This is a genomic window from Lebetimonas sp. JS085 (genome assembly GCF_000523295.1).
Lineage (GTDB): Bacteria > Campylobacterota > Campylobacteria > Campylobacterales > Nautiliaceae > Lebetimonas.
In genome coordinates this window covers 327,442-351,128 of sequence record NZ_ATHR01000001.1, presented here as the reverse complement: position 1 = coordinate 351,128, position 23,687 = coordinate 327,442, and the positions used below count along the sequence as shown (strand labels likewise).

Genomic DNA, 23,687 nt, shown 5'->3' with positions numbered 1-23,687 from the left:
AATAAAAAAAAGGAAATCAATGAAAAAAGCTACAATCGGCGCATTAATAATAGGTGCTATTATCGGAATTGGAATTTCTTATTTTGCAGCGGTGATGGTGGATGTTACAGGAACACCTCAGTTTTGTGCAAGCTGTCATGAAATGAAACCGGAAGTTAGCAGTTTTGAATTCAGTGTGCATGGAGGAAATAACCCTTATGGATTTTCAGCTCATCACTGTACTGATTGTCACCTCTCTCATGCAAGTATAATTTCTTATTTGGTTACAAAAGGAATTAGCGGTACAAGAGATGCAATGGCACATTTTGGATTAATTAAAAAAGTTGATTTTAAAGAAAATTTTTGGGAAATGCATCATTATGTATATGATAATGCATGTCTTCACTGTCATAAGGGAATAGAAGAGCTAAAAGATAAAAACCACGTTGTCGGACTTGATGATAATATTCAAAAAATTCATAAAATTTATTATTGGAATGTTAAGGAAAATGGCAAAAAAGTCAGCTGTGTAAAATGCCATAACGATTATACAATGCCTAATTTTGCCCATCCTAATCTTTTAGAAAATTTATCTTCCGAGAAATCGGAATAATTTCTTTTTTATATACTTAATCAGTATTCATATAATTTTTTTGTTACAATACAGAAAAAAAGGAAATTAAATGAAAAAATGGTTGTTTTTAATTGTTGCTGTTTTTGCTTTTGCGTTTGAATGGAGCGGAAAAGTCAATTGGGCAATGGGTTTTAATGCGGCAAAAAATGTTGCCTCCCAAGAGCATAAACTGATTATGGTTGATGTATCACTTACAAACTGCCCCCCATGCAGGTATCTTGCTGCAAATGTTTATACAAATGATAAAGTGGCCGGTTTTATTAATAAAAATTTTGTTCCGGTGTTTTATCTGGCGGATCAGGATAATTTGCCTTTGATAGTTCAAAATTATTTTACAGGTTCAACCCCTACAATATTATTTATCAAACCAAACGGGGAACTTTATTACAGGATGATAGGCGCGAGACCTCCTCAAACGTTTTTAAAAATTCTTCAGTATGTAAATCAAAAATATAAGGCTGGTAAATGATAAAAAAAATATACAATTTTTTCTTTTCTATTGAATTAGCGGTGGTTCTTTCTTTGATATTTATAGTTGCGATGGGGGCTGCAACCTTTTTGAAAACGGATCTTGAAGCCTGGCAGTATGTTTACGGGACCAAATGGTTTGAACTTATTATGTGGCTTCTTGGAATTAATTTAACAGGGGTAATGTTCAGATATAAAACTTATAAAAAGACTCCTATATTCCTTCTTCATCTCTCGGTAATTGTTATTTTACTCGGAGCCGGGATTACAAGATATTTTGGATATGAGGGAAATTTACATTTAAGAAACGGGCAAAGTGCAAATCAAATAACCGTTATTAAAAACAGGGCCAAACCTACTGATATTGAAATTAAGGATTTGGGCTTTAGGGTAAGGCTTGATAAATTTGTTTTAAAACATTATCCGGGAAGTATGCAGCCTAGCAGTTATGACAGTTATGTAACAATAATAGATGGTAATAAAAAATTTCATTATCATATTTATATGAATCATATTTTAGTTTATAAAGGATATAGATTTTATCAGGCAAGTTATGACCCGGACGGAGGCGGAAGTATACTTTCAGTCAATCACGACCCCGGAATGTATGTTACATATCTCGGATATCTGTTAATGGCAATAGGATTTTTAGCAAGTATGCTTTATAAAAAAAGCAGATTTCAAATCACCGTTAAAAAATTAAAAACAGGGGGTCTTTTTTCATTGTTAGTATTTTTAATGCTTCCGCATTCGGCCAAAGCGTTTGACCTTAATTCTTATATACAAAAATCCAAATCCGTTGAACCTGTATGGGAGAGAATTTTGGTGCAAAAAAGCGGAAGAATTGAGCCTATGGATACGCTGGATTTGGATATAGCCCATAAAATTGCAAGAAAATATAAATTAATGGGAATGGATTATAATCAGCTAGTTATGGGAATGCTGGCGTTTCCAGAAAAGTTTCAAAAACTGCCCCTTATTTATATAGGTCATCCTAAAATAAGAAAACTCTTGCATATAAAAGGTAAATACGCTCCTTATATAGATTTCTTTTTACCTAACGGGAATTTTAAATTTACAAAAGAGGTGAATAAGGCTTTTGATACACCAGATATTCAAAAAACACAGTTAGACAGGGAATGGATAAAAATAAACGAAAGGGTTTATGTATCCTTTATGGTTTACACTGCCCAGATTTTTAAAATTTTTCCAACACCGAATTCAAAAAAAATGAATAATACCTGGTTTTCGCCTTATCAGATAGAAGAGAGTGTAACAAAGGGGATGATGGATCCTTTCAGTGCCAGGGCTTATTTAAACAGCTTTAATTCGCTGGTAAAGAATATAAAAGAATTTAATTTAAACGGAGTAAAAAAAGCTTCTAATGAAATATATGAATTTCAAAAAACATATACACCCGATATACTTCCTTCCAAAAACAGAATAGAATGGGAAATTAAATACAATCATTTACAAATTTTTCCTATGCTTATAGGAATTTATTCAACACTTGGGCTCATTATTATAATTTTAGGATTTATTGAAGTTTTAAGACTTAAAAAATATCAGAAAACCGAACTTATTTTTGTGACTTTGGGTGCACTGGCTCTTTTACTTCATACATTTAATATGGGGCTTAGATGGTATGTAGCAGGGCATGCCCCCTGGTCTGATGCATATGAATCAATTATATTTATCGCATGGGGCGCCGCTTTTGCATCACTTGTTTTCTTTAGAAAATCAATGCTCGCACTTGGTGCCGGCCTTTTTGTAGCAGGTATGTTTATGATGGTTGCGCATTTAAATAATATAGATCCTCAAATTACAAATCTTGTTCCGGTATTAAAATCATACTGGCTTTTGGTTCATGTGGCGGTGATTACCTCTAGTTACGGATTTCTAGCAGTCGGAGCGATGCTGGGTCTTCTTAATCTTGTTTTGTTTGCTATTAACAAAGAAAAACTTAAAAAACAAATTAAGGAATTCAATAATATCATTTATATCGCTTTATATATAGGTTTGGCTTTGCTCAGTGTCGGAACATTTCTTGGCGCTGTCTGGGCAAATGAAAGCTGGGGAAGATATTGGAGCTGGGATCCGAAAGAAACATGGAGTTTAATCTCAATGGTTGTTTACGCACTTGTTATTCATGCTAAAATGATGCCAAAACTCAGAGGTGAATTTATTTTTTCATTATTGGCGTTTTTGAGCTTTTTCTTTATTTTAATGACATATTTCGGAGTAAATTTCTATATTGCCCAGGGACTTCACAGTTATGGTCAGGAAGTGGTAAACGGATACGGGTGGATTAATATTATTTTTGCCGGAATGGGTGCCTGGTTTGCAGTGGTGATTTTAGGGCTTGGAATGGAGCTGTATCAAAAAATAAACAAGCCGCTTAAAATAGAAAAAAACGAATATTCGCCAAAGACTTAAAATGTATTTTATAATAAGTTTTAATTACAGAAATTCTGATATAGGCTTAAGGGGAAGACTTTCCAATTTGACACTGGAAGATTTTACAGATTTTAAAGAAGTTATGATTCTCAGCACCTGTAACAGATTCGAAGTCTTTTTTGATCAAAAAAGAGATTTGAATGAGCTGTTTGAAAAAGCTTTTTCAAAGGTAATTACAAAAGAAGAATTTACCAGTGCCGAAATTTATGAAGGTAGAGATGCCATAAGGCATACTTTCAGGGTTGCTGCAAGTCTGGATTCGATGGTTGTAGGCGAAGCCCAGATTACCGGGCAGCTTAAGGAAGCTTTTTTAAAAGCTTATGAAAAACATTATATGACGCAGGATTTGACAAGACTTATTCATTTTTCTTTTAAATGTGCAAAAAAAGTCAGAAATCAGACACAAATTTCAGAAGAACCTATTTCTGTGGCATCTATTGCCGTAAAAAAAGCAAAAGACAGACTCGATAATTTAAGCGGTTATTCCGCTGTTGTTGTGGGAGTGGGTGATACCTCCAAAATTGTATGCAAAAATTTGATAAAAGAAGGCGTTAATATAATTTTGGTAAATAGAACAATTGAAAACGCATTTGTCCTTAAAGAGGAATTGGGGGAAGATGTAAATATAGATGTACACCCTTTGGAAAAACTGCCAAAACTTATAAACAACTACAGGCTTCTTTTTTCAGCTACTTCATCAAAAGATCCAATTATAAAAAAAGAATATATAAAAAATACCAATTATTTAAGAATCTGGTTTGATTTGGCAATTCCCTGCGATATAGAAACAATAGAAAATGAAGCCATAGAAATAATTAAAGTCGATGATTTGAAAAATATATCAGAAAAAAATTTGAAAAAAAGAAAAAAAGAACTTGTTTTTGCAAATGATTTAATAGAAAAATGCGTTGTTGAATTTTATAAATATCTTCAGTCAGTATCAATTGAACCGGTTATAAAATTCTTGCAGACCAAATCAAAAGAATGTGCCGATTTGGCCTTGAATAATGCTATAAAGAAAAAATATGTGCCTGAAGAATACGAAAAAGAGATAGAAAAAGTTTTACATAACGCTTTTAAAAGATTTTTACATAATCCTAATATCACTCTTAGAAAAATGGCAGATTCTCCGGAAGCAGATATTTTGGTTTCGGCAATAAAAAGACTTTTCGGAATAAAAGGTGAATTTTTAGATATAAACAAATGTGATTATCATATGGATAAGGGAATACTTAAATAGTGATTTGTGGGTGGTGACTAGTGAGTAGTGAAAAATAATGAAAGGAATAAGATGATTTTTATTGATGCATGTTTTGGAAAAGAAACTTCATATACACCAGTTTGGATGATGAGACAGGCCGGCAGGTATTTGCCTGAATATATGGAAATAAGAAAAAAAGTAGGTAATTTTTTGGATATGACAAAAAATCCTGAAATTGCCGCTGAAGTTACCATCCAGCCTGTAAAAAGGCTTGATGTGGACGCTGCTATTTTATTTAGCGATATACTTAATCTTCCAATGGAAATGGGTTTACCTCTAAGATTCGAAAAAGGTGTTGGTCCCGTTTTTGACAAAACTATAGATTCTGAAGAAGACATAGACAGACTTGATTCTAATGCGGATAAAAAAATATCTTATGTGTATGAAGCGGTAAAAATAATAAGAAGTGAACTCAGTAAAGAAAAAGCTTTAATTGGATTTTGCGGGAGTCCCTGGACAATTGCCACATATATGGTGGAAGGAAAAGGAAGTAAACAATATGCAAAAATAAAAAGAATGGTTTATACAAATCCTATGATGCTTCATAGACTATTAGCTTTTAACACCAGAGAATTAATTGAATATCTTTCAAATCAGATTGAATCCGGAGCGAACGCCGTAATGGTTTTTGACAGCTGGGGCGGTGCGCTTGAGAGGGATAAATTTTTTGAATTTTCCTGGAATTATATGAAAACAATTTCAAAAGAATTAAAAGAAAAATATCTAAATATACCCGTTATTTTGTTTTCTAAAGGTGTAGGTTTATATATGGGTGATATGGACGGGGATTTTGATGTATTGGGGGTTGACTGGAACACTCCTATAGATTACGTGTTAGGTATTTTTAAAGACAATTATACGCTCCAGGGAAATATGGAGCCGACGCGTCTTTATTCAAAAAGTGCAACAAAAGAGGCTGTTGAAAAAATTGCTAATACAATGCAAGGACACAGGCATATATTCAATTTGGGGCACGGAATTTTACCGGATGTGCCTGTGGATAATGCTAAATATTTTGTGGATTTATGTAAAGAAATTACGTTAAAAAGAGGATGAAGGATTTAGGAATAAGGATTAAGAAAAATAAAATGTACAGTGAAAAAGGAGAATAAATGAATTTAAGAAGATTAAGACTTAATGCTAATATCAGGGATTTGGTAAGGGAAAACTATATTACAAAAAATGATTTAATTATGCCTGTTTTTATAAAAGAGGGGCTTGATGGTAAAAATGAAATTCCTTCAATGCCGGGAATTTATCAAAACGGGGAAAATGCTTTTTTGGATGAAATAAATGAGTGTATAAACCTTGGAATAAAAGCCGTAATTTTGTTTGGAATCCCAAAACTAAAAGATTCATGCGGAAGCGATGCTTTAAGCGAAGAAGGGCTGATTGCAAGAAGTGTAAGAAAAGCCAAAGAAATGTTTGGAAATAAAATAGCCATTATTACAGATTTATGTTTTTGTGAATTTACAGATCACGGGCACTGTGGAATAATTAACCCGAAACTAAAAACTGTTGATAACGAGGCGACTCTTGAAATCAGCGCAAAACAGGCACTAATTCATGCCAAGGCGGGTGCAGATATGATAGCACCGAGCGGTATGATGGATGATATTGTTATTACTTTAAGAGATGCTCTTGATAATAACGGTTTTTCACATATTCCGATTATGAGTTATTCAACCAAATTTGCAAGCGCATTTTACGGACCGTTCAGGGATGCGGCCGAGAGTGCACCTGTCGCAAACGAATATCTTCCAAAAAATAGAAAAACATATCAAATGGATACGGCAAACGCAAGGGAGGCTCTGCTTGAAAGCTTAATAGATGAAGCTCAGGGTGCTGATATTCTAATGGTAAAACCGGCTCTTAGCTTTATGGATATTATAAAAACGGTTAAAGAAAATACACTGAAACCTCTTTGTGTTTATAATGTGAGCGGAGAATATTCCATGGTAAAAGCGGCAAGTATGAACGGTTGGATGGATTATGAAGCATTAATGATGGAAATTTTAACCGGATTTAAACGAGCAGGGGCCGATATGATTATAAGTTATCACAGTAAAGATGCGGCTAAAATATTAAATGGATAATGGAAGATGAAGAATATAAAATTAAAAAATTGTATAATTTGCAAAAAAATTAAAGGATGTAAATGAAATTAATAATTGCAACCAGAGGTAGTAAGCTGGCTCTTTGGCAGGCTGAATGGGTAAAGAAAAGGCTTGAAAATCTGGGTCATGAGGTAAGTTTAAAAATTGTGACCACTACAGGGGATAAAATTTTAGATAAGCCTTTAACTGAAATTGGAGGAAAAGGACTTTTTATTAAAGAGGTTGAAGAAGCCCTTTTAAGAGGAGAAGCCCAGATTGCTGTACATTCTCTTAAAGATTTTCCAACCGAGTATGACAGGGAACATTTTACTCTTGCCGCCGTTCCTAAAAGAGAAGCAGTTGAAGATGTTTTTTTAAGTGAAACATTTGAAACACTTGCTGATTTACCTTTTAATGCGGTTGTAGGAACCAGTTCAATTAGACGTGCTATGCAGATTAAAGCTTTCAGAGATGATTTAATAATCAGTGATTTAAGAGGAAATGTTGATACAAGAATCAATAAATTAAAAAACGGTGAATATGACGGAATAATTTTGGCTCATGCCGGAATCAAAAGACTCGGGCTTAAAAAATCTGTTAAATATTTAGAAATTATTGATACAGATTTAATTATTCCGGCAATGGGGCAGGGGGCACTTGGAATTGAAACTGTAAATGATGAAAAAGTAATCGCAGCCGTTAAGCCGCTCCATGATTTAAGAACATTTGTGGAAGTCAGTATAGAAAGGGATTTTGTCGATACTTTGAATATGGGATGCCATGCACCTGTGGGAGTAAATGCAAAAATAATGCCTGATGATTCCATTAAAATAAAAGGAATTCTTGAAAGAAATGGTAAGTTAATAAAAAAAGAGGTTGTTATTGCCTTTGACAAATGGGAAAATGCAGGGAAAGAGTTTGCAGGGGAATTTAAATAAATAGTGAGTAGTGAGTAGTGAGTTGTGATAAGTTGCCAAGATGCCAAATAGCCAAGTTCCAAGTGAAAAGGTAAAAAATGATAAATGAAAAAATAGATTTTGAAAAACTCTCCAAATATTCAAGACACGCACCGAGATATACATCATATCCGACAGCGGTTGAGTTTAAGGATTTAAAGCCTGAAGATATTATAAATGAATTTAAAAGTGATAAACCTGTAAGTCTTTATTTTCATCTGCCGTTTTGCAGGAGCGCCTGTTATTTTTGCGGATGCAATGTTGTATATACTTCAAAAGCAGACAAAAGAAAAAGATATATTGAATATTTAAATAAAGAGCTTGAAATATTAAGTGAATATCTTGATACAGGCAGAATTGTCAGACAGCTTCATTTTGGAGGGGGAACACCCACATTTTTCACCCCTGATGAATTAGAAGAAGTTTATAAACTGATTTATAAATATTTTAAAAATTTTGAGAGTGATGCAGAAATAAGTGTGGAAATTGACCCAAGATTTTTTTCTAAATCTCATATGGATGTTATGAAAAAATTCGGGGTAAACAGAATCAGCTTCGGAGTTCAGGATTTTAATGAGGCGACTCAAAAAGCGGTAAACAGAATTCAGCCTTTTGAAATAACCAAAGAAGCAGTTGACATTGCAAGGGGTGCAGGAATAAAATCGATAAATATCGATTTAATTTACGGCCTTCCTTATCAAAGCTTAGAAACATTTAAGAAAACGCTTGAACTCGTTATTAAGTTAAATCCTGACAGAGTTGCAGTGTTTAATTATGCTCACGTTCCATGGCTAAAAAAAGGTATGAGAAAGATAGACGAAACTACCCTTCCGGCCCCTGAAGAAAAACTAAAAATTTTCAAATATGTAATAGATTTTTTTGAAAATAACGGATATATAATGGTTGGGATGGACCATTTTGCAAAGCCTGAGGATGAACTGTTTAAAGCTATTGAAAAAGGAGAACTTCACAGAAATTTTCAGGGATATACCACAAAAGGCGGGGCTGATTTAATAGGAGTCGGCCTTACTTCCATCAGTGAAAGTGAAAATGCATATTTCCAAAATTATAAAGATTTGAAAAATTATGAAAAAGCAATTGATGAAGGAAAACTCCCGACATTCAAGGGTGTAATATTAAATGAAGAGGATAAAATCAGAAAATATATAATAATGGAAATGATGGCAAATTTCAGCTTTGATATAAAAAGATTTGAAGAAAAATTTGGTATTAATTTTTTTGATAAATTTAAAAATGAAATAAATGAACTGCAGGAATTTGTGAACGGGGGACTTGTTGAAATTGACAAGAATAAAATAAAAGTCAGCAGGACGGGGAGTCTGCTTATTAGAAATATAGTGCTGCCTTTTGATGAATATTTTAAAAAAATGAAAAATCAAAAAGTATTTTCAAAATCTGTATAAATTAGGAGAGAAGAAAATGGATAAAAAATTAAAAATTTCAATAGGAAATCTGCCTTTAAAAAAAATAGATGTGGATATTTTTTTGCATCCGGTAAAATATAAAGATTCAATAACTTATGAACCGATGGCTGAAGAAGCGGTTATTGCTTTAATTGCCAAACATTTTACCTATGAAAAAGTGCCTGAAAGGGTAAAAAATTATTTTGACGATATGGATGACGGGTATTTAATGAGTGAAAGTAATTTTGATGAATATGATTTGAAAAAACTTGAAATAGGTGAAATAATTGTGGGTAGAGATGTTTTATTGCATCCAAAATATGAAAATATAAAAAATTTTTTAGCAATTCTTAGAGATTTTGGAGGGTTTAAAATTAGTGGAATAGAACTTCCTGAGTTTTTTAAACCAAGCGACCTTATTTTAGCTGAAATTGTAGAAACCGAAAAAACTTTTGAATATAATTTAGAAGAAATTGACGGGCTTCCAAGTTTTGACGGAAGTGTGGTTTATGCGTGCGATGACAATTTTGTTATAAGGGCTAATGAACTTTTATGCTCTCATCAGTTTATTATTGCAAACAGAATTAAATCTTTTAAAGTTGAGGTTGACGGAGAGGTTAAAGAAATTAAAAAACTTCCGGAACTTAAAGGGACGTTTGGAATAATTTATAAAAAAGTTGATGAGTATCCCTTTTTAAGAGTTAGTATTAAAAATTTGGTATAATAATATAAAAAAAGGCTTAATATGAGCTTTAATCCCCCGACCTATACATACTTTGATTATAAAAACTGGAAAGGTGACTGGGAATTAATTGAAGGATATCCTTTTGCAATGGCACCAAGTCCTGTAAGTAAGCATCAATTGTTAATGAGCAGGTTAGTTCAATATTTTAATAATGGATTAGAAAAGTGTGAGTGTGAGAGTTATCCAGAGCTTGACTGGATTATTGATGAAAAAACAGTTGTAAGGCCGGATATTGCAATTTATTGCGAAGAAATAGAAAAATATCCAAAAACAGCTCCAAAAATTGTAGTAGAAATTGTTTCTGATTCAACAGCAAATAAAGATGAGGAGATTAAATTTAAACTTTATGAAAGAGAAAAAGTTGAATATTATATTTTGGTTTATCCAGATTTTGAAAAGGTAAGAATATTTAAGCTAAAGAATTCAAAATTTGATAAAGTTTATGAAGGAGATAAAAAATTTAAGTTTGATATTTGTGATATAGAGATTGATTTTGGTAAAATATTTAAAAAAAGGGGGTAAAAATGGCAAAAATATGTGTTCCTTTGGCTAACGGGTTTGAAGAAATTGAAGCAACCTCACTTATTGACGTAATGAGAAGAGGGGGGCTTGATGTAATTGTTGCCGGTGTCGGCGGGGATGTGATTTACGGAGCCCATAATATAAGGGTAATTCCAGATACAAAAATAGAACTTATAAATGCAGATGAGCTGGATTTAATCGTATTACCGGGCGGACTTCCGGGTGCAATTAATCTGGCAAATGATGAGAGTGTTCAAAAACTTTTAAAAGAAATGGATGAAAAAGGAAAATATGTGGGTGCTATATGTGCAGGTCCGTATGCACTTAAAACCGCCGGAGTTTTAAAAGAGAGATACACAGCATATCCCGGATGGGAAGGAAATATAAGAAAAGAAGGATATGTAAGTAATGCTAAAGTTGTAGAGGATAAAAATGTTTTGACAAGTAAAGGTCCTGGAACAGCTATGTGTTTTGGTCTTGAAATTGTTAAAAAATTTGCAGGTGAGGAAGTTTATAATCAGTTAAAGGCAGGATTATTGGCTGATTTTTGTTAAGGAGTTTAAAATGAGGGGAATTGAAGCATTGGATTATTTTCTTGAAAGCTGGCATGGAAAAATACGTGAATTTGATGAATACAGAGAATTTGACGCATTAATTGAATATGTTTTTGGAAATGAGAGAAAATTTTTTGATTCAAAAGTCGTAATAGAGAGGTTTTTTGAGAGGAAAATTTATTTTGATTTAAAAGAAGAAGTAAATGAATTTATTCCTGAAGAGATTGAATATGATCCGATGAGCGGTAATTTATATATAAAAAGAAATCTGTTTGAAATAAAAATCGCCCCAAGAATTTATTAATAATTTTTGGGGTTAAATAACTTAATTATTTTATCTCCTATTTCACTTATGATTGTTGCAAAAATGACTAAAAAACCACCTGATATTTGAAATAAGGTTAATTTTTCTCCATACATAATTCCAAAAAATGCAGCCGTAACCGGCTCTAAAGCGAAAATAACCGCTGTTTTTGTCGGAGATGTGTATTTTTGGGCATAAGTTTGAACGAAAAAAGCAAATACCGTTGCAAAAAACGAAGTAATAAAAAGTGCGAAAATCACAAGGGGTGTGATTTTTATCTTGTGAGATTCAAACGGTACAAATACTAAACTTAACAGTGCAACAACTAAAAATTGAAAAGTTACCAGTGTATAAATATTGTATTTTTTAGAAAAAACATCTGTTACGCTTACATGCATACCGAAAAATATTGCACACAAAAGAGGATAAATTTCATAAACATTAAAAATTAGTTTTCCGCTTAGTGTTAATAGATATAATCCTATAACTGCAATTATAACTCCGATGATGGAATATATTTTAATGTTTCTTTTAAACAGCAGAAAAGAAAATATCGGGGTAAATACCACAAATAACGCTGTTATGAAGGCAACAATATTTGAAGGTACAAAATTAAGAGAATATGTCTGTGCGGCATAAGCTATAAAATTCAAAAATCCCAGAATACAAGCAGCAAGAATATCTTCTTTTTTTAAAGTAATTTTTTTATAAAAAATCAAAAGCATTAATAAAAATGCCAAAAAAAATCTGGCAAAAAGAAAAGAGAACGTTGGTAAATCTTCTATTGTCTTTTTCATTAGAATAAAAGTGGAGCCCCAGAAAAAGGCTGTTAAAATTAATAAAAAATCAGAATATTTTGCAAATATTCTATCCACTAAATTCCGCCCTGCGCTTTCATTCTTTTTTCGAGTTTATGTCCGATAAAACTCAAAATTGAAGTTAACATCAAATAAAGAACAGCTACCGTGAGCCATACTTCGAATGGAGAAAATGTGTTTGCAACAATTTCTCTTCCCACTTTTGTAAGGTCTGTAATGGATATAACCGATACAAGTGAACTGTCTTTTATTAATGAGATAAGCTCACCTATAAGAGCCGGAAGTGCTTTTTTTAAGGCCTGCGGCAGAATAATCAGATACATTTTCTGAAACGGTGTAAACCCGAGCGACATTGCCGCTTCGTGTTGTCCTTTATCAACCGCCTGAATTGCGCCTCTTAAAATTTCTGCAATGTAAGCCCCGTAAAAAATAGATAAACTCATTACACCCGCCCAAAATCTCGGAAGTGCAAAAATAGTTGCCACTATAAAATAAAAAATAAACAGCTGCACCAAAAGAGGCGTTCCGCGGATTACAGTGACATAAAAACTGCCTATATAATCAAGTGCCGGGATGCCGCTTAGTCTGATTATTGCTATTATAAGTCCGATTAAAAAAGCGAAAAGCATTGAAATAATTGAAATTTTAATAGTTACCCAAATTCCTAAAATAAAAGGACCCGGTTTTAATTTTTCTTTATATGCAAATTCATCATCCTGAAATAAATATTCACCATTTTTAAATTGTAATTTATAACCATTTATATCAAACTGATAAATTTTTTTATTTTCGCAGATTATTACAGTTTTATTTTGTTTTATCTGAAGCTTTCCGTCACATGGAGCTGTAAGAGGAATTTTAGCATTATATACAAAATATTTGGGAATCATATCCCATTTCCATGTATAATTTATTTTGCTTGCAGCGTTATATAAAAAATATCCTACCAACACATAAAAAAGAGAGGCTAAAAGTAAGCCTGTTTCTTTTTTTTTTAATATTGACTTTTTCATTGAACGCTTTTTAACCAATCAGTATGTCTAAACCATTTGTTGTACAGTTTTTCATAAGTTCCGTCATGTTTGATTTGTCTTAAGAAATTGTTTAACCAGTTTAGAAAATCAGGGTCTCCGTGATTTATTGCAAATCCTAAAGGTTCATATGTTAAATCCTGATTAAGAAAAATAAGTTTCCCTTTTCCTTTATCCGCCATAAATAGTTCATTGTAAGGTTTATCGTATATAAATGCATCGGCTCTGTTGTTTAATACTTCCTGAACGGCTGCGCTTTCTGAATCAAATGTTTTGATTGTGGCGTGTTTAAATAATTTTCTTGCCGCAATTTCTCCAGTAGTACCAAGTTTGGTTGTAATTACCATACCTTTTTTATCTAAATCTTTATAACTTTTTACACCTTTGTGTTTTTTATTTACAAGAAGCGTTTGACCGACTAAAAAGTATGGATTTGTAAATGCCACTTTTAAGTTTCTTTTTTGGGTAATGGTCATACCTGACATTATGATATCACATTTATTGGTAATAAGTGCAGAAATGATGCCGTCCCATGCTGTCGGAACAAGTTTTAGTTTTACACCCATATCTTTAGTCATTTTTTTTGCAACATCAACATCAAAACCGATTATTCTTCCGTGTTTGTCTCTCATTTCAAAAGGAACATAACCCGGCTCCAGACAGACTCTAAGAACTCCTTTTTTTACAACCTGATTTAAAGTGGATTTTTGCCAAAGATTAAAATCGGCAGCAAAAACCATTGATACCAAAGCTAAAACCGTAAATAGTAATTTTTTCATTTTTATCTCCTTTTAATGATGTAAGATTTCGCTTAAGAATTTTTTTGCCCTGTCTGTTTGAGGGGTGTTGAAAAATTCTTCAGGCGTATTTTCTTCTACTATCTGGCCTGCATCCATAAATACAATTCTGTCACTCACTTCCCTTGCAAATCCCATTTCATGGGTTACACACACAATTGTATAATTTTCTTTTGCGAGTTCCTTCATAACATCAAGTACTTCACCTATCATTTCCGGGTCCAGTGCACTTGTCGGTTCGTCAAAAAGAATAATTTTAGGCTTCATTGCAATTGTCCTTGCAATTGCAACCCTTTGTTTCTGACCTCCGCTAAGTTCACTTGGGTATTTGTTTGCCTGATGAGGAATTTTAACCCTCTCAAGCAGGCTCATAGCAAGTTCTTCGGCTTCTTTTTTTTGCATTTTTTTTACTTTAACCGGAGCCAAAGTAATATTTTCGAGTATTGTCAAATGCGGAAAAAGATTAAAATGCTGAAAAACCATTCCAACTTCCTGACGGAGTTTGTTTATATTTGTTTTTTTGTGATATAAATCTTTTCCGTCAATAATTATTTTTCCGCTGTCAATATCTTCTAGTCTGTTTATACATCTGATAAGTGTAGATTTTCCGCTTCCGCTCGGTCCGCAGACTACTACAACTTCTCCTTTTTTTACGTCGAAATTTACACCCTTTAGGGCGTGGAAATTTCCATAATATTTTTCAATATCTTTCATCTGAATGATTTTGTCATTATCCATCTATGCTCCTATGCGTTAAGCTGTTTTTCAACTTTTTTTTCTAAATGATGAGAAAATTTACTCATACTGAATGCTATACTGAAATATACCAACGCTACAAAAGAAAATACTTCAAAACTGATATAAAGTCTGTTATTGATAATTGTTGCAGCCCTGAAAAATTCAATTACGCCTATTGTATAAGCAAGAGACGTATCTTTAAAAAGTGCAACAAACTGTGATACAAACGCCGGTATCATTTTTCTGTATGCCTGAGGTAGAATTATATAAAAAAATGTCTGAAAATTATTCATTCCAAGAGATTTTGCAGCTTCAAACTGTCCTTTTGGGATGGAATTTATACCGGCTCTTACTATTTCGGCAACATAAGCACTTGTAAATATGGTAAATGCAATTATCGCCGCAACGGTAGGTGACACATGTGCCTGAGTGTGAAAAAAGCTCATTGAAAATACCGGTATTGCAAAAAATACCCAGAATATAACCATAAGCAGCGGGGTTGCCCTTACTATTTCAATATATAAAATCGATGGTATTTTAATTAATTTAATACTAGACCATCTCGCGATTCCAAAAATTGAACCAAGTATAAAGCTTAAAATTATTGAAACAATAGCCAAAATAAAAGTTAAGGCAAGTCCTCCAATTTCCCCAGGTCTTCCAAAAAACAGAAATCTTAAGTTATCTTTTGTAAAAAGTTCTTCGTAATGGGTCTCAGGGTATGCAAGCATTTGAAAAATTTTAAGCAGCGCAGCAATTACAATAATATTGAAAATCCAAAATACTATTTTATGTGTTTTGAAATAATTTTCTATGTTTTTAAGCATTTTTTACGCCTTTTGAAAATTTTATTTCTATGAGATTCATTATAAACGAAGTGCTCAAAGTTAAAATAATATAAAGGATTGTAACTGCTGTCGCCGCTTCAAAGCCTCTAAAAGTTTCAGCATCTATTTGTTGCGTTGAAAAAGTAAGCTCCGCCACACCTATTGTCATAGCTAAAGAAGAATTTTTTATTAAATTTAAAAACTGGCTTGTAAGAGGTGGAATGATAATTCTGACAGCCTGAGGATATATTACATACCACATTACCTGAAATCTGTTCATTCCAAGAGATCTTGCAGCTTCAAACTGCCCTTTTGGAATGGAACGTATCCCCGCTTTTACCACTTCCGCTATATAAGCGCCCGTATATAAAATAAGCGCTAAAAGGGCTGAAAAAAATGCATCCACGTCATTTATATGTAAAAAATCCCCCCATGTATTTAAAAACGGAAAAATTTGTGAAAGAGTGAAAGTAAAATATATAAAAAACATTTGTACAATTAAAGGAATGTTCCTGAAACTTTCAACATAATAACTTGAAATAAGACTCAGCCAAAAGCTTTTGGAAGCTCTTCCGATTCCTACGATAGAACCAATTATAAAGCTGAAAAAAATTCCTAAAACCGAAAGTTTTATTGTAGTAATTAATCCATTTATTAGCAGCTGCTTATATTCAATTAACACATGCCAGTCAAATTCATAACCCATTATTTACCTTTATCCCGAAAAAGGGAGAAATTATTTAGGCCAAACTTCAGGAAGTCTGTTTGGTTTTGTTCCGAACCATTTTATATAAAGTTTTTGATAAGTTCCGTCCCTTACAGCATCTTGGATTGCAAAATTTACCGCATCTCTGAAGTTTGATTCATTTTCTCTGACTCCCATTCCGTAAGGTTCGAAAGTAAATGTTCCGCCTACAACTTTGAATGCACCGTGTGAATTTTTAGCCTGGGTTACACACCATGTATAATCTGTTGAAACCGCATCGACTTTTCCTCTTTTTAATGCCATAACAGCCTGAGGATATTCCTGGAAATATACAAGTTTAACTTTTGGATTTACTCTTTTTAAATTGTCTCCGCTTGTAGCCCCCTGAATTACCCCGACTTTTTTACCGCTTAAATCATGATAGTTTTTAATTGTGGAATCTTTTCTAACCATAATTGACTGACCGTCAAAATAATAACTGATTGTAAAATCTATCGGTAAATCTCTTTTTACTTTGTGGGTCATACTGGCAGCTGCAATATCTACAGTCCCGCTTTGAACCATTGGAATTCTTGTTTTTGAAGTAACCTGTGTAAATACAGGTTTCACACCGAGTTTTTTTGCAATGTATTTAACCAAATCTATATCAAAACCTACAACCTGACCTTTTTCGTTTACATAACCAAACGGTGGAAAGTCATATTTCACTCCTGCTTTTAATACACCTCTTTTTTGAACATCTTGGAGTAAATCAGCATTTAAACCGCTAAAAATTACTCCTAAAAGTACAAACAGGGCAAGTATTTTTTTCATTTTTTGCTCCTTTGAATTTTTTTTTCAAATCATTATAACAAAACAATGACAAATAAAAGAAATTTTTTTGCATATATTTTAATCAATTATTGTTTATATAAGTATTTATAATTAAGGCCGGGTAATTAAAAAGAAGTGTGTTAAAATATTAAACGGTAAAAAAAGAAAAATTTTAATCTCTTAATAAAGATGTAATATATTCTATATTTAGACTGTTTTGATGAACCTGCGCTAAAACAGAGGCATTTAATTTTATTTTTTCATTTTGCATATCCATAACTTTTTTGGCCATATCCGGTTCATTTTGAGCTTTAGCTGCAGATTCTGATACTATATTTTGTGACAGATTATTGACTTTGTCTCTCAAAGCATTTTGGGCCGCTCCGATACTTGAAAATGCACTGTTTAATGATTTTTCAAATTCATCGAGATTGTCAACATCAAAATTTGGCATGGAAGTATTTATATTAATTTCGTTAAACTGAAAACTTCCAAAAACATTTTTATTGTTATATGTTGTATTTTCTAAAGTATTATTTATATTTTTGGTATATTTTTGAATTTGGGAATCGATTATGTTTAAATTATCATTACTGAGTGCGGCATTGTTTAATGCAGCCTGAAGTGTTTTTATATCGTGTAAATTATCCCTGATTGAATTTAAAGCCCCGTTTGCAATTTGTGTAAAACCAATCGCCTCATTATAATTATTAATTTCCTGTAAATTGGAATCAATATCGTTTTGGAATACATCATTTACAAATTTGTTTACTGTTTCTTCTACATTTGGATTGGATATTTTATCTAAATCTTTTTGAATTTTTTGTAAATGGTTGTTTATATGGTTTTGTGTTAGGTTTTGAACTTTCATTTCCCACTCCTTTATAATTGATTATATCATATTTTTGATAAAATGTTAAATAATTTTAAAGGATATAAATGATTGAGATTCGTCATTTGAAAAAAACATTTGGCAAAAAAGAGGTATTAAAAGATATAAACCTTGATATAGCTGAAGGGAAAATTACATATATTTTGGGAATGTCCGGTCAGGGAAAATCCACCATTATCAAGCATATAGTGGGGCTTCTTAAACCAACAGGCGGAGAAATTTTAGTAGATGGAGTGGATGTGGCAAAAGCGGATATAAAAACACTGTATGAAATAAGAAAAAAGGTCGGTTTTACTTTTCAGGAAGGTGCACTTTTTGACAGTATGAATATTTTTGACAATGTGGCTTTTCCTTTGGTTGAACACACAAAATTATCCAAAAAAGAGATAGAAAAAAAGGTATTTCAAACACTCGAAATGGTTGGACTTGAAGCAAAAAGGGTTGCATATTTATATCCACACGAACTAAGCGGGGGAATGAGAAAAAGAGCGGCTACGGCAAGAGCAATTATAATGGAGCCCAAGTATATTCTTTATGATGAACCTACAAGCGGGCTTGATCCAATTATCAGTGATAAAATTACAAGAATGATAGAAAGTCTTACAAGAAAACATAATATGACCAGTGTTGTTATTTCACATGATTTAAAAGAAACTTTTAAAAGTGCCGATTTTATAGCATTGCTTTTTAACGGTGAGATTATTGAATTCGGCGATGTAGAGGAATTTAAAAATTCAAAAAATCCGGTTGTACAGGCTTTTATAGAAGGTGACAGTGAAAAATACGAAACAATGGCGGATGGAATTTAATTAAATAAAAAAGGAAACAAATGAAAAAGATGCTTATTTTTTTAGCAAGTATACTTTTGGCTTATGATGCAAAAGTTCTGCCTTTTGATGAATTTGATATAAAAGCAAGTGTAAGCGGGGAGGTGATATTTGCAGACAAAAATTTTGAAGCCGAAAACGTAAATAACAAAACAATTGTAAAATTGGACGATTATCAGGAAAAAGTTAATAAAACCAATTTAAAAACCCAAATTAAATTGTTAAAAAATGAAATAAAAAAAACCAAAGAAGCTTTAAAAAGAAAAGAAAAAACCTATTTAAAATATAAAGATCTTAAAACAAAATCCCAAATAGAAAAAGATTTAAAGTTTTATGATTATATAAACACATATAATCAGCTTATCAATTTAAAATTAAGCTTAAGCAGCGATATGGCAAATCTTAAAAAAACAGAGGATTTAATTAATAAAAAAAACATCAAAGCAAACGGATATGTCTACGAAATTTATGTAAACAGGGGTGATTATCTTACACCCGGAAGACTGGTGGCAAAAGTGTATGATACAAGCAGGGAAAAACTTTATATTTATGTGCCTGTTGATAAAATAAATTCGATAAAAACTAAAAGAATTTATATTAACAATAAATTAAGCAGTTTTAAAATTACTAAAATCTGGCATGTGCCGGATGAAAAATTTGTAACGAGCTATAAAGTAGAATTAGTTGGAAAAGGTTTAAAATTCGGAGATATTGTGGATGTCGAATTTAAAAAAGAGTAGGGGAATGTGTATCCGGATTTTTCAGACTGTCTGAATCTATTATTTCTCCTATCTCATCTATATCCAGATAATCTGGATATTCTACTTCTATTCCGAAATCGTTATAAAAAACAGCTTTATCCCCCCTTATTTCATCGAATTCTAAAATTTCGTTTTCTACTGTTTTAATTAATATTCCCTTTTTAAGTTCATAAACTTTTCTCAATTCCATTCCTTGATTACATTTTCAAAAACACGTGATAGTTTTATAACTTCATTTTTACCTGTTCTTTCATTTGGTGCATGGATTGTATCGTTTTTTACTCCAAATTCTACTGTTTTTACCCCATTTTTGGCAAAAAATCTTGCATCGCTTGTTCCGCCTGCGGTAGAGTGTTTTGGAGTGAGTCCTGTAATTTTTTGAATGGATTTATCCAGATTTTTCACAACTTTTGTATTAGGGTCGGTTATAAAAGGCTCAGCGCTTTGTTTGAGCTCCAGGGTGTAATTCATATCTTTAAAATATTTATGAATAAAATTTTTAACATCTTCTTTTGTGGTATGGGTATTGTTTCTTACGTTAAACATCATTTTAAGCTTACCCGGAGTTACGTTTGTAACTTCCATACCGGCTCTGATATCCGTTACAACAAATTTACTCGGAATAAAAAATTCATCTCCGCTGTCTAAATCGACCCCGGCTATTTTTCCAAGCACCTGTGCGACTTTATGAATCGGATTGACTGATTTTTCCGGATAAGCCGCATGCCCCTGAAGCCCTGTTTTTTTTAAAACCCCGTTAATACTTCCCCTTCTTCCTATTTTTATGGCATCTCCGAATTCTTTTTCACAGGTTGGCTCAGCCACTATAGCATAATCTGGAATTAAATTTTTTTCTTTTAATATTTCAAGCATATATTTTGTGCCCCAGATGGCATCGCCTTCTTCGTCGCTTGTAATCAGTGCGCTTAATGTGCCGTTAAAATTTTTGACATTTTTAAGCGCCCAAAGAAAAGCCGCAACACCGCTTTTCATATCCTGTGCGCCTCTTGCAAAAATATAGCCGTCTTTTTCAGTCGGAGTAAACGGGTCTGTATTCCAACCATCACCCGGAGGCACTACATCAATATGCCCTGCAAAACATAGATGGTCTCCCTCTGTGAATTTTTTATATAAAAAGAGATTTTTAACCCCCTCTTTTTCATTCTCAATCACTTCAAAATCATTTAAATAATTTTTTATAAACTCCATTGCACTGTCGTCATTTGGAGTTATTGATTTAAAACTTAAAAGTTTTTTAAATAGTTCTGTTACATCCACTTTTTTTCCTTTTTGTTTTAATAATAGCAAATTTTGTGTAAAAAATAAACTAAATCAAATGATTAAAAATTTTTAGATAAAACTTATATAAAGATTTATTAAATATGTGTTATAATATATTAAACCAGTATTAAAAGGAGAGGGTGTGAAAGAAATATTAAAAGAAATTGACTCTCTAAAAAAGAAAATAATCGACATCAGACGCCACCTTCATATGTATCCCGACCTTTCACACAAAGAAAAACCGACACGTGATTATATTAAAGGTATTTTAGAAAGTAAAGGAATTAAATGTAAAACTTTTAAAGACCACTATGGAATGGTTTGTGATATTGTTGTCGATGAAAACAGGCCTTTTTTGGCATTCAGGGCGGATATGGACGCTCTTCCTATACAAGAAGCAAATGATGTTTCTTATAAATCAAGAAAAGACGGGATTATGCATGCATGCGGGCATGACGGGCATACTGCGGTTTTGGCAGGATTACTTATTGTATTAAACAGACATAAAGATAAACTACCGATTAATATAAGGGGTATTTTTCAGCACAGTGAAGAAGACACCGAGGGAGGAAGTGAAGATTTGATACGAGATGGTGCATTGGAAAATGTAAATGCAATATTCGGGCTTCATATGTATCCTTATTTAAATACAGGTGAAATTGGTTATAAATACGGGGAAATGATGGCAAGTGCCGATACGTTTGAGATTGAAATTTTTGGGAAAAGCTCTCACGGTGCAAGACCTCACGAAGGGGTTGATGCGCTTTTAACCGGTGCACTTGCAATCAATTCAATAAACCATATTATTTCAAGAAGAATCGATCCTCTCCATCCCGCTGTTATTTCCATGGGTACTGTTAAAGGCGGAAAAGCTCCGAATGTGATATGTGATTATGTGAAAATGACCGGAACGGTTAGAACCCTTAACGATAAAGTTAGAAATTCCATAAAAAAGATGATGGAAGATGCGATTAAGGGAATTTGTTTTGCGATGGGGGCTGATTATAAGTTTCATTATTTTTTTGGAAATCCCGAACTTATAAACGATGATAAAATGGTAGATATTGTCATAAAATCTGCAAAAGAAACAGGTGCAAAACCGTTTGATTTGAAACAGCCGGTAATGGGAGGGGAAGATTTTGCCAATTATTTAAAAATTGTTAAGGGGGCATTTTTCAGACTCGGATGCTGTAACAGGGAAAAAAATATAGGATGTGTTCCGCAACATCATCCAAAATTTGATATAGACGAAGATTCATTGCCGTTAGGGGCAAAGGTTATGGCAAATTTAGTGAAAGAATTTAAAAATGAGAGTTAGTAATATATTTTCACCTTTATTTGTGAAACAGGAAAAACTTTTTGTCAATATAAGGGATTTTAAAAAAGAAGATGCAAACGGGATAGTTGAATTAATTAGAAAAAATTACGCAGACACTTATTATAGAAAAGATTTTTATGATGCCAATATGTGGATAAAAGCATACAATGAAAAAAGATTAATCCCTATAATTGCCGAATATCAGGGAAAAATAGTAGGTCAGTTTTCTTTAATACTCAATGACAAATACAATGCGGAAATCGGTATTGCCGTAGTTCACCCTGATTTTAAAGGAAGAGGCATTATGAATCAGATGTTTGATTATCTGATAGAAAAAGCAAAAAGTATAAAACTTTATGCAATATACGGCGAGGCCATTATGTTTCATCCTTTCTCACAAAAAGCGAATTTATCCCACTCAATGGTTGAAACTGCCCTTCATTTCGGGGAAGTCGCTCATTGGATATCTCAAAAAGAATTTAAATTTGAAAAAAGAAGCGGCGTTTTGATTTCTTACCTTTTATTTAAAAAAGAAAAAAGAAATTATTATCTTCCCGAGATTTATAAAAAAATAATGCTTGAGAGAATCAAAAAATTAAAAATTACCGTTACAAAAACAAAAGTTAAAAGAATAAAACCGAAACTTAAGTTAAAAATAAAAAAAATATTAAAAATTGCAATAATTAGATGTGATAGCAGGGTTAAAAATTTTGAAAAAAAATTTAATTTTATTTTTTCAAAAGCAAAAATAAAAGCGGATATGGTATATCTTGATATTAATCTTCATTCCCATTATGCAGAAAAAATAGTGGAATTTGCAAATAAAAAGGGATTTTTTTACAGCGGTATACTTTTTTATAGGTACGAGCGAATGGATTATTTAAGACTTCAATTTGAAAACAGGCATAAAATAGAAGAGAAATTAAATGTCTGTTACAGCAAATATTGTAAAAAACTGACAAAATTTATTTTAAAAGATAAAAAAAGGGTAAATAAATTAAATTAATTAAGTTTTTTAATCAACAGGATTTTCGTAATAAACATATGTCTCGTAATTTGTTATTTCAAAATATAATTTTTTCTTTTCGTTGGGGTCAACTTTATAATTAAAATTTTTATCAAGATATCCGTATCCGAACCTGTAAGGTCTTGGTTTGTTGTCATCAGTTCCGTGAGCAGTTGTAAGTTTGTCCACTTTTAAAAATCTCATTACAATCCTGCCTCCGGAATAAATATCCACAACACCGTTTACGCCTGTAAAATTCTGAATGGAATGGCCCAATTTATTTTGCTGTTCCTGAGTGCATCCTGAAATTATCAAGATTAAAAAAAATCCTAATATTTTTTTCATTGAAATCCTTTTTTAAAAATTATAGCATATTATAAGTTTAGTGATATAAACTAAAGAAACTTGAAATTTAAAATAAATTTTGATATAATCAGTATACATAATGCAAAATATGATACAATAAACACAA

At 32.3% G+C, this 23,687-nt stretch carries 27 protein-coding genes; 16 read left to right on the top strand and 11 right to left on the bottom strand.

The features are described 5' to 3' along the window. The first annotated feature begins 19 nt into the window (after positions 1-19). From DZ68_RS0101915 to DZ68_RS0101860, 12 genes are all read left to right on the top strand, one after another. Positions 20-592 carry a NapC/NirT family cytochrome c gene (locus DZ68_RS0101915; RefSeq protein WP_024790606.1) on the top strand — a complete coding sequence of 191 codons (573 nt, stop codon included), beginning with the start codon at positions 20-22 and terminating at the stop codon, positions 590-592. Between the two features lie 70 nt (positions 593-662). After that, entirely contained in the window at positions 663-1,082 is a 420-nt protein-coding gene (locus tag DZ68_RS0101910) for a thioredoxin family protein (RefSeq protein ID WP_024790605.1), read from the top strand. Then, positions 1,079-3,517, top strand: a complete 2,439-nt coding sequence (gene ccsA / locus DZ68_RS0101905) for a cytochrome c biogenesis protein CcsA (RefSeq protein WP_024790604.1) — start codon at positions 1,079-1,081, stop codon at positions 3,515-3,517. The genes DZ68_RS0101910 and ccsA overlap by 4 nt, the downstream gene beginning before the upstream one ends. 1 nt (position 3,518) lies before the next feature. After that, positions 3,519-4,778 carry a glutamyl-tRNA reductase gene (hemA, locus tag DZ68_RS0101900; protein WP_024790603.1) on the top strand — a complete coding sequence of 420 codons (1,260 nt, stop codon included), beginning with the start codon at positions 3,519-3,521 and terminating at the stop codon, positions 4,776-4,778. A gap of 51 nt (positions 4,779-4,829) precedes the next feature. Beyond that, positions 4,830-5,855, top strand: coding sequence for a uroporphyrinogen decarboxylase (gene hemE / locus DZ68_RS0101895; RefSeq protein ID WP_024790602.1), 1,026 nt, complete (start codon positions 4,830-4,832; stop codon positions 5,853-5,855). Positions 5,856-5,911: 56 nt separating this feature from the next. Then, on the top strand, positions 5,912-6,895 hold the full coding sequence (hemB, locus tag DZ68_RS0101890) for a porphobilinogen synthase (RefSeq protein ID WP_024790601.1): 984 nt from the start codon (positions 5,912-5,914) through the stop codon (positions 6,893-6,895). 62 nt (positions 6,896-6,957) lie between these two features. Beyond that, the gene (gene hemC / locus DZ68_RS0101885) at positions 6,958-7,833 is read left to right on the top strand and encodes a hydroxymethylbilane synthase (protein WP_024790600.1); all 876 of its coding nucleotides are present in this window, start codon (positions 6,958-6,960) and stop codon (positions 7,831-7,833) included. Between the two features lie 77 nt (positions 7,834-7,910). Beyond that, the gene (gene hemN / locus DZ68_RS0101880) at positions 7,911-9,275 is read left to right on the top strand and encodes an oxygen-independent coproporphyrinogen III oxidase (protein WP_035908013.1); all 1,365 of its coding nucleotides are present in this window, start codon (positions 7,911-7,913) and stop codon (positions 9,273-9,275) included. A gap of 16 nt (positions 9,276-9,291) precedes the next feature. Next, on the top strand, positions 9,292-9,999 hold the full coding sequence (locus DZ68_RS0101875; protein WP_024790598.1) for a hypothetical protein: 708 nt from the start codon (positions 9,292-9,294) through the stop codon (positions 9,997-9,999). A gap of 21 nt (positions 10,000-10,020) precedes the next feature. Continuing rightward, positions 10,021-10,542, top strand: a complete 522-nt coding sequence (locus tag DZ68_RS0101870; protein WP_024790597.1) for a Uma2 family endonuclease — start codon at positions 10,021-10,023, stop codon at positions 10,540-10,542. Positions 10,543-10,544: 2 nt separating this feature from the next. After that, positions 10,545-11,096, top strand: coding sequence for a DJ-1 family glyoxalase III (locus tag DZ68_RS0101865; RefSeq protein ID WP_024790596.1), 552 nt, complete (start codon positions 10,545-10,547; stop codon positions 11,094-11,096). A 10-nt stretch (positions 11,097-11,106) separates the two neighbouring features. Then, a complete protein-coding gene (locus tag DZ68_RS0101860; protein ID WP_024786993.1) occupies positions 11,107-11,400 on the top strand; it encodes a hypothetical protein in 294 nt (97 codons plus the stop codon). Here the strand turns inward: DZ68_RS0101860 and DZ68_RS0101855 are convergent. The 8 genes from DZ68_RS0101855 to DZ68_RS0101820 all read right to left on the bottom strand — a co-directional run bounded on the left by DZ68_RS0101855 (position 11,397) and on the right by DZ68_RS0101820 (position 18,001). After that, positions 11,397-12,275, bottom strand: a complete 879-nt coding sequence (locus DZ68_RS0101855) for a DMT family transporter (protein ID WP_024790595.1) — start codon at positions 12,273-12,275, stop codon at positions 11,397-11,399. The two genes, DZ68_RS0101860 and DZ68_RS0101855, sit on opposite strands and share 4 nt — an antisense overlap. Next, positions 12,275-13,231, bottom strand: coding sequence for an amino acid ABC transporter permease (locus tag DZ68_RS0101850; protein WP_024790594.1), 957 nt, complete (start codon positions 13,229-13,231; stop codon positions 12,275-12,277). Before DZ68_RS0101850 ends, DZ68_RS0101855 begins: the two co-directional genes overlap by 1 nt. After that, positions 13,228-14,028 (bottom strand): transporter substrate-binding domain-containing protein, encoded by an 801-nt coding sequence (locus tag DZ68_RS0101845; protein WP_024790593.1) that lies wholly within the window; start codon positions 14,026-14,028, stop codon positions 13,228-13,230. The genes DZ68_RS0101850 and DZ68_RS0101845 overlap by 4 nt, the downstream gene beginning before the upstream one ends. Positions 14,029-14,040: 12 nt before the next feature. After that, a complete protein-coding gene (locus DZ68_RS0101840) occupies positions 14,041-14,784 on the bottom strand; it encodes an amino acid ABC transporter ATP-binding protein (RefSeq protein ID WP_024790592.1) in 744 nt (247 codons plus the stop codon). A gap of 8 nt (positions 14,785-14,792) precedes the next feature. Further along, positions 14,793-15,611 carry an amino acid ABC transporter permease gene (locus DZ68_RS0101835; RefSeq protein WP_024790591.1) on the bottom strand — a complete coding sequence of 273 codons (819 nt, stop codon included), beginning with the start codon at positions 15,609-15,611 and terminating at the stop codon, positions 14,793-14,795. Beyond that, positions 15,604-16,317 (bottom strand): amino acid ABC transporter permease, encoded by a 714-nt coding sequence (locus tag DZ68_RS0101830; protein ID WP_024790590.1) that lies wholly within the window; start codon positions 16,315-16,317, stop codon positions 15,604-15,606. The genes DZ68_RS0101835 and DZ68_RS0101830 overlap by 8 nt, the downstream gene beginning before the upstream one ends. 30 nt (positions 16,318-16,347) lie before the next feature. Further along, a complete protein-coding gene (locus DZ68_RS0101825; RefSeq protein ID WP_024790589.1) occupies positions 16,348-17,130 on the bottom strand; it encodes a transporter substrate-binding domain-containing protein in 783 nt (260 codons plus the stop codon). 172 nt (positions 17,131-17,302) lie between these two features. After that, complete coding sequence (locus DZ68_RS0101820) at positions 17,303-18,001, bottom strand: flagellin (RefSeq protein ID WP_024790588.1); 699 nt, start codon at positions 17,999-18,001, stop codon at positions 17,303-17,305. Positions 18,002-18,069: 68 nt separating this feature from the next. On the opposite strand from DZ68_RS0101820, the gene DZ68_RS0101815 reads away from it, so the two are divergent. Continuing rightward, positions 18,070-18,831 carry an ABC transporter ATP-binding protein gene (locus tag DZ68_RS0101815; protein WP_024790587.1) on the top strand — a complete coding sequence of 254 codons (762 nt, stop codon included), beginning with the start codon at positions 18,070-18,072 and terminating at the stop codon, positions 18,829-18,831. A gap of 20 nt (positions 18,832-18,851) precedes the next feature. Continuing rightward, the gene (locus DZ68_RS0101810; RefSeq protein WP_024790586.1) at positions 18,852-19,589 is read left to right on the top strand and encodes a hypothetical protein; all 738 of its coding nucleotides are present in this window, start codon (positions 18,852-18,854) and stop codon (positions 19,587-19,589) included. On the opposite strand, the gene DZ68_RS0101805 is transcribed toward DZ68_RS0101810, so the two are convergent. Beyond that, complete coding sequence (locus tag DZ68_RS0101805) at positions 19,576-19,800, bottom strand: hypothetical protein (RefSeq protein WP_035907007.1); 225 nt, start codon at positions 19,798-19,800, stop codon at positions 19,576-19,578. The two genes, DZ68_RS0101810 and DZ68_RS0101805, sit on opposite strands and share 14 nt — an antisense overlap. Next, positions 19,791-20,888 (bottom strand): succinyl-diaminopimelate desuccinylase, encoded by a 1,098-nt coding sequence (gene dapE / locus DZ68_RS0101800; RefSeq protein ID WP_024790585.1) that lies wholly within the window; start codon positions 20,886-20,888, stop codon positions 19,791-19,793. Before dapE ends, DZ68_RS0101805 begins: the two co-directional genes overlap by 10 nt. Positions 20,889-21,033: 145 nt before the next feature. Here dapE and DZ68_RS0101795 point away from each other — a divergent pair, with 145 nt between their 5' ends. Then, positions 21,034-22,209, top strand: coding sequence for an amidohydrolase (locus tag DZ68_RS0101795; protein ID WP_024790584.1), 1,176 nt, complete (start codon positions 21,034-21,036; stop codon positions 22,207-22,209). Next, positions 22,199-23,215 (top strand): GNAT family N-acetyltransferase, encoded by a 1,017-nt coding sequence (locus DZ68_RS0101790; protein WP_024790583.1) that lies wholly within the window; start codon positions 22,199-22,201, stop codon positions 23,213-23,215. Before DZ68_RS0101795 ends, DZ68_RS0101790 begins: the two co-directional genes overlap by 11 nt. 9 nt (positions 23,216-23,224) lie before the next feature. On the opposite strand, the gene DZ68_RS0101785 is transcribed toward DZ68_RS0101790, so the two are convergent. After that, positions 23,225-23,560 (bottom strand): hypothetical protein, encoded by a 336-nt coding sequence (locus DZ68_RS0101785; protein ID WP_024786978.1) that lies wholly within the window; start codon positions 23,558-23,560, stop codon positions 23,225-23,227. Positions 23,561-23,687: the final 127 nt, after the last annotated feature.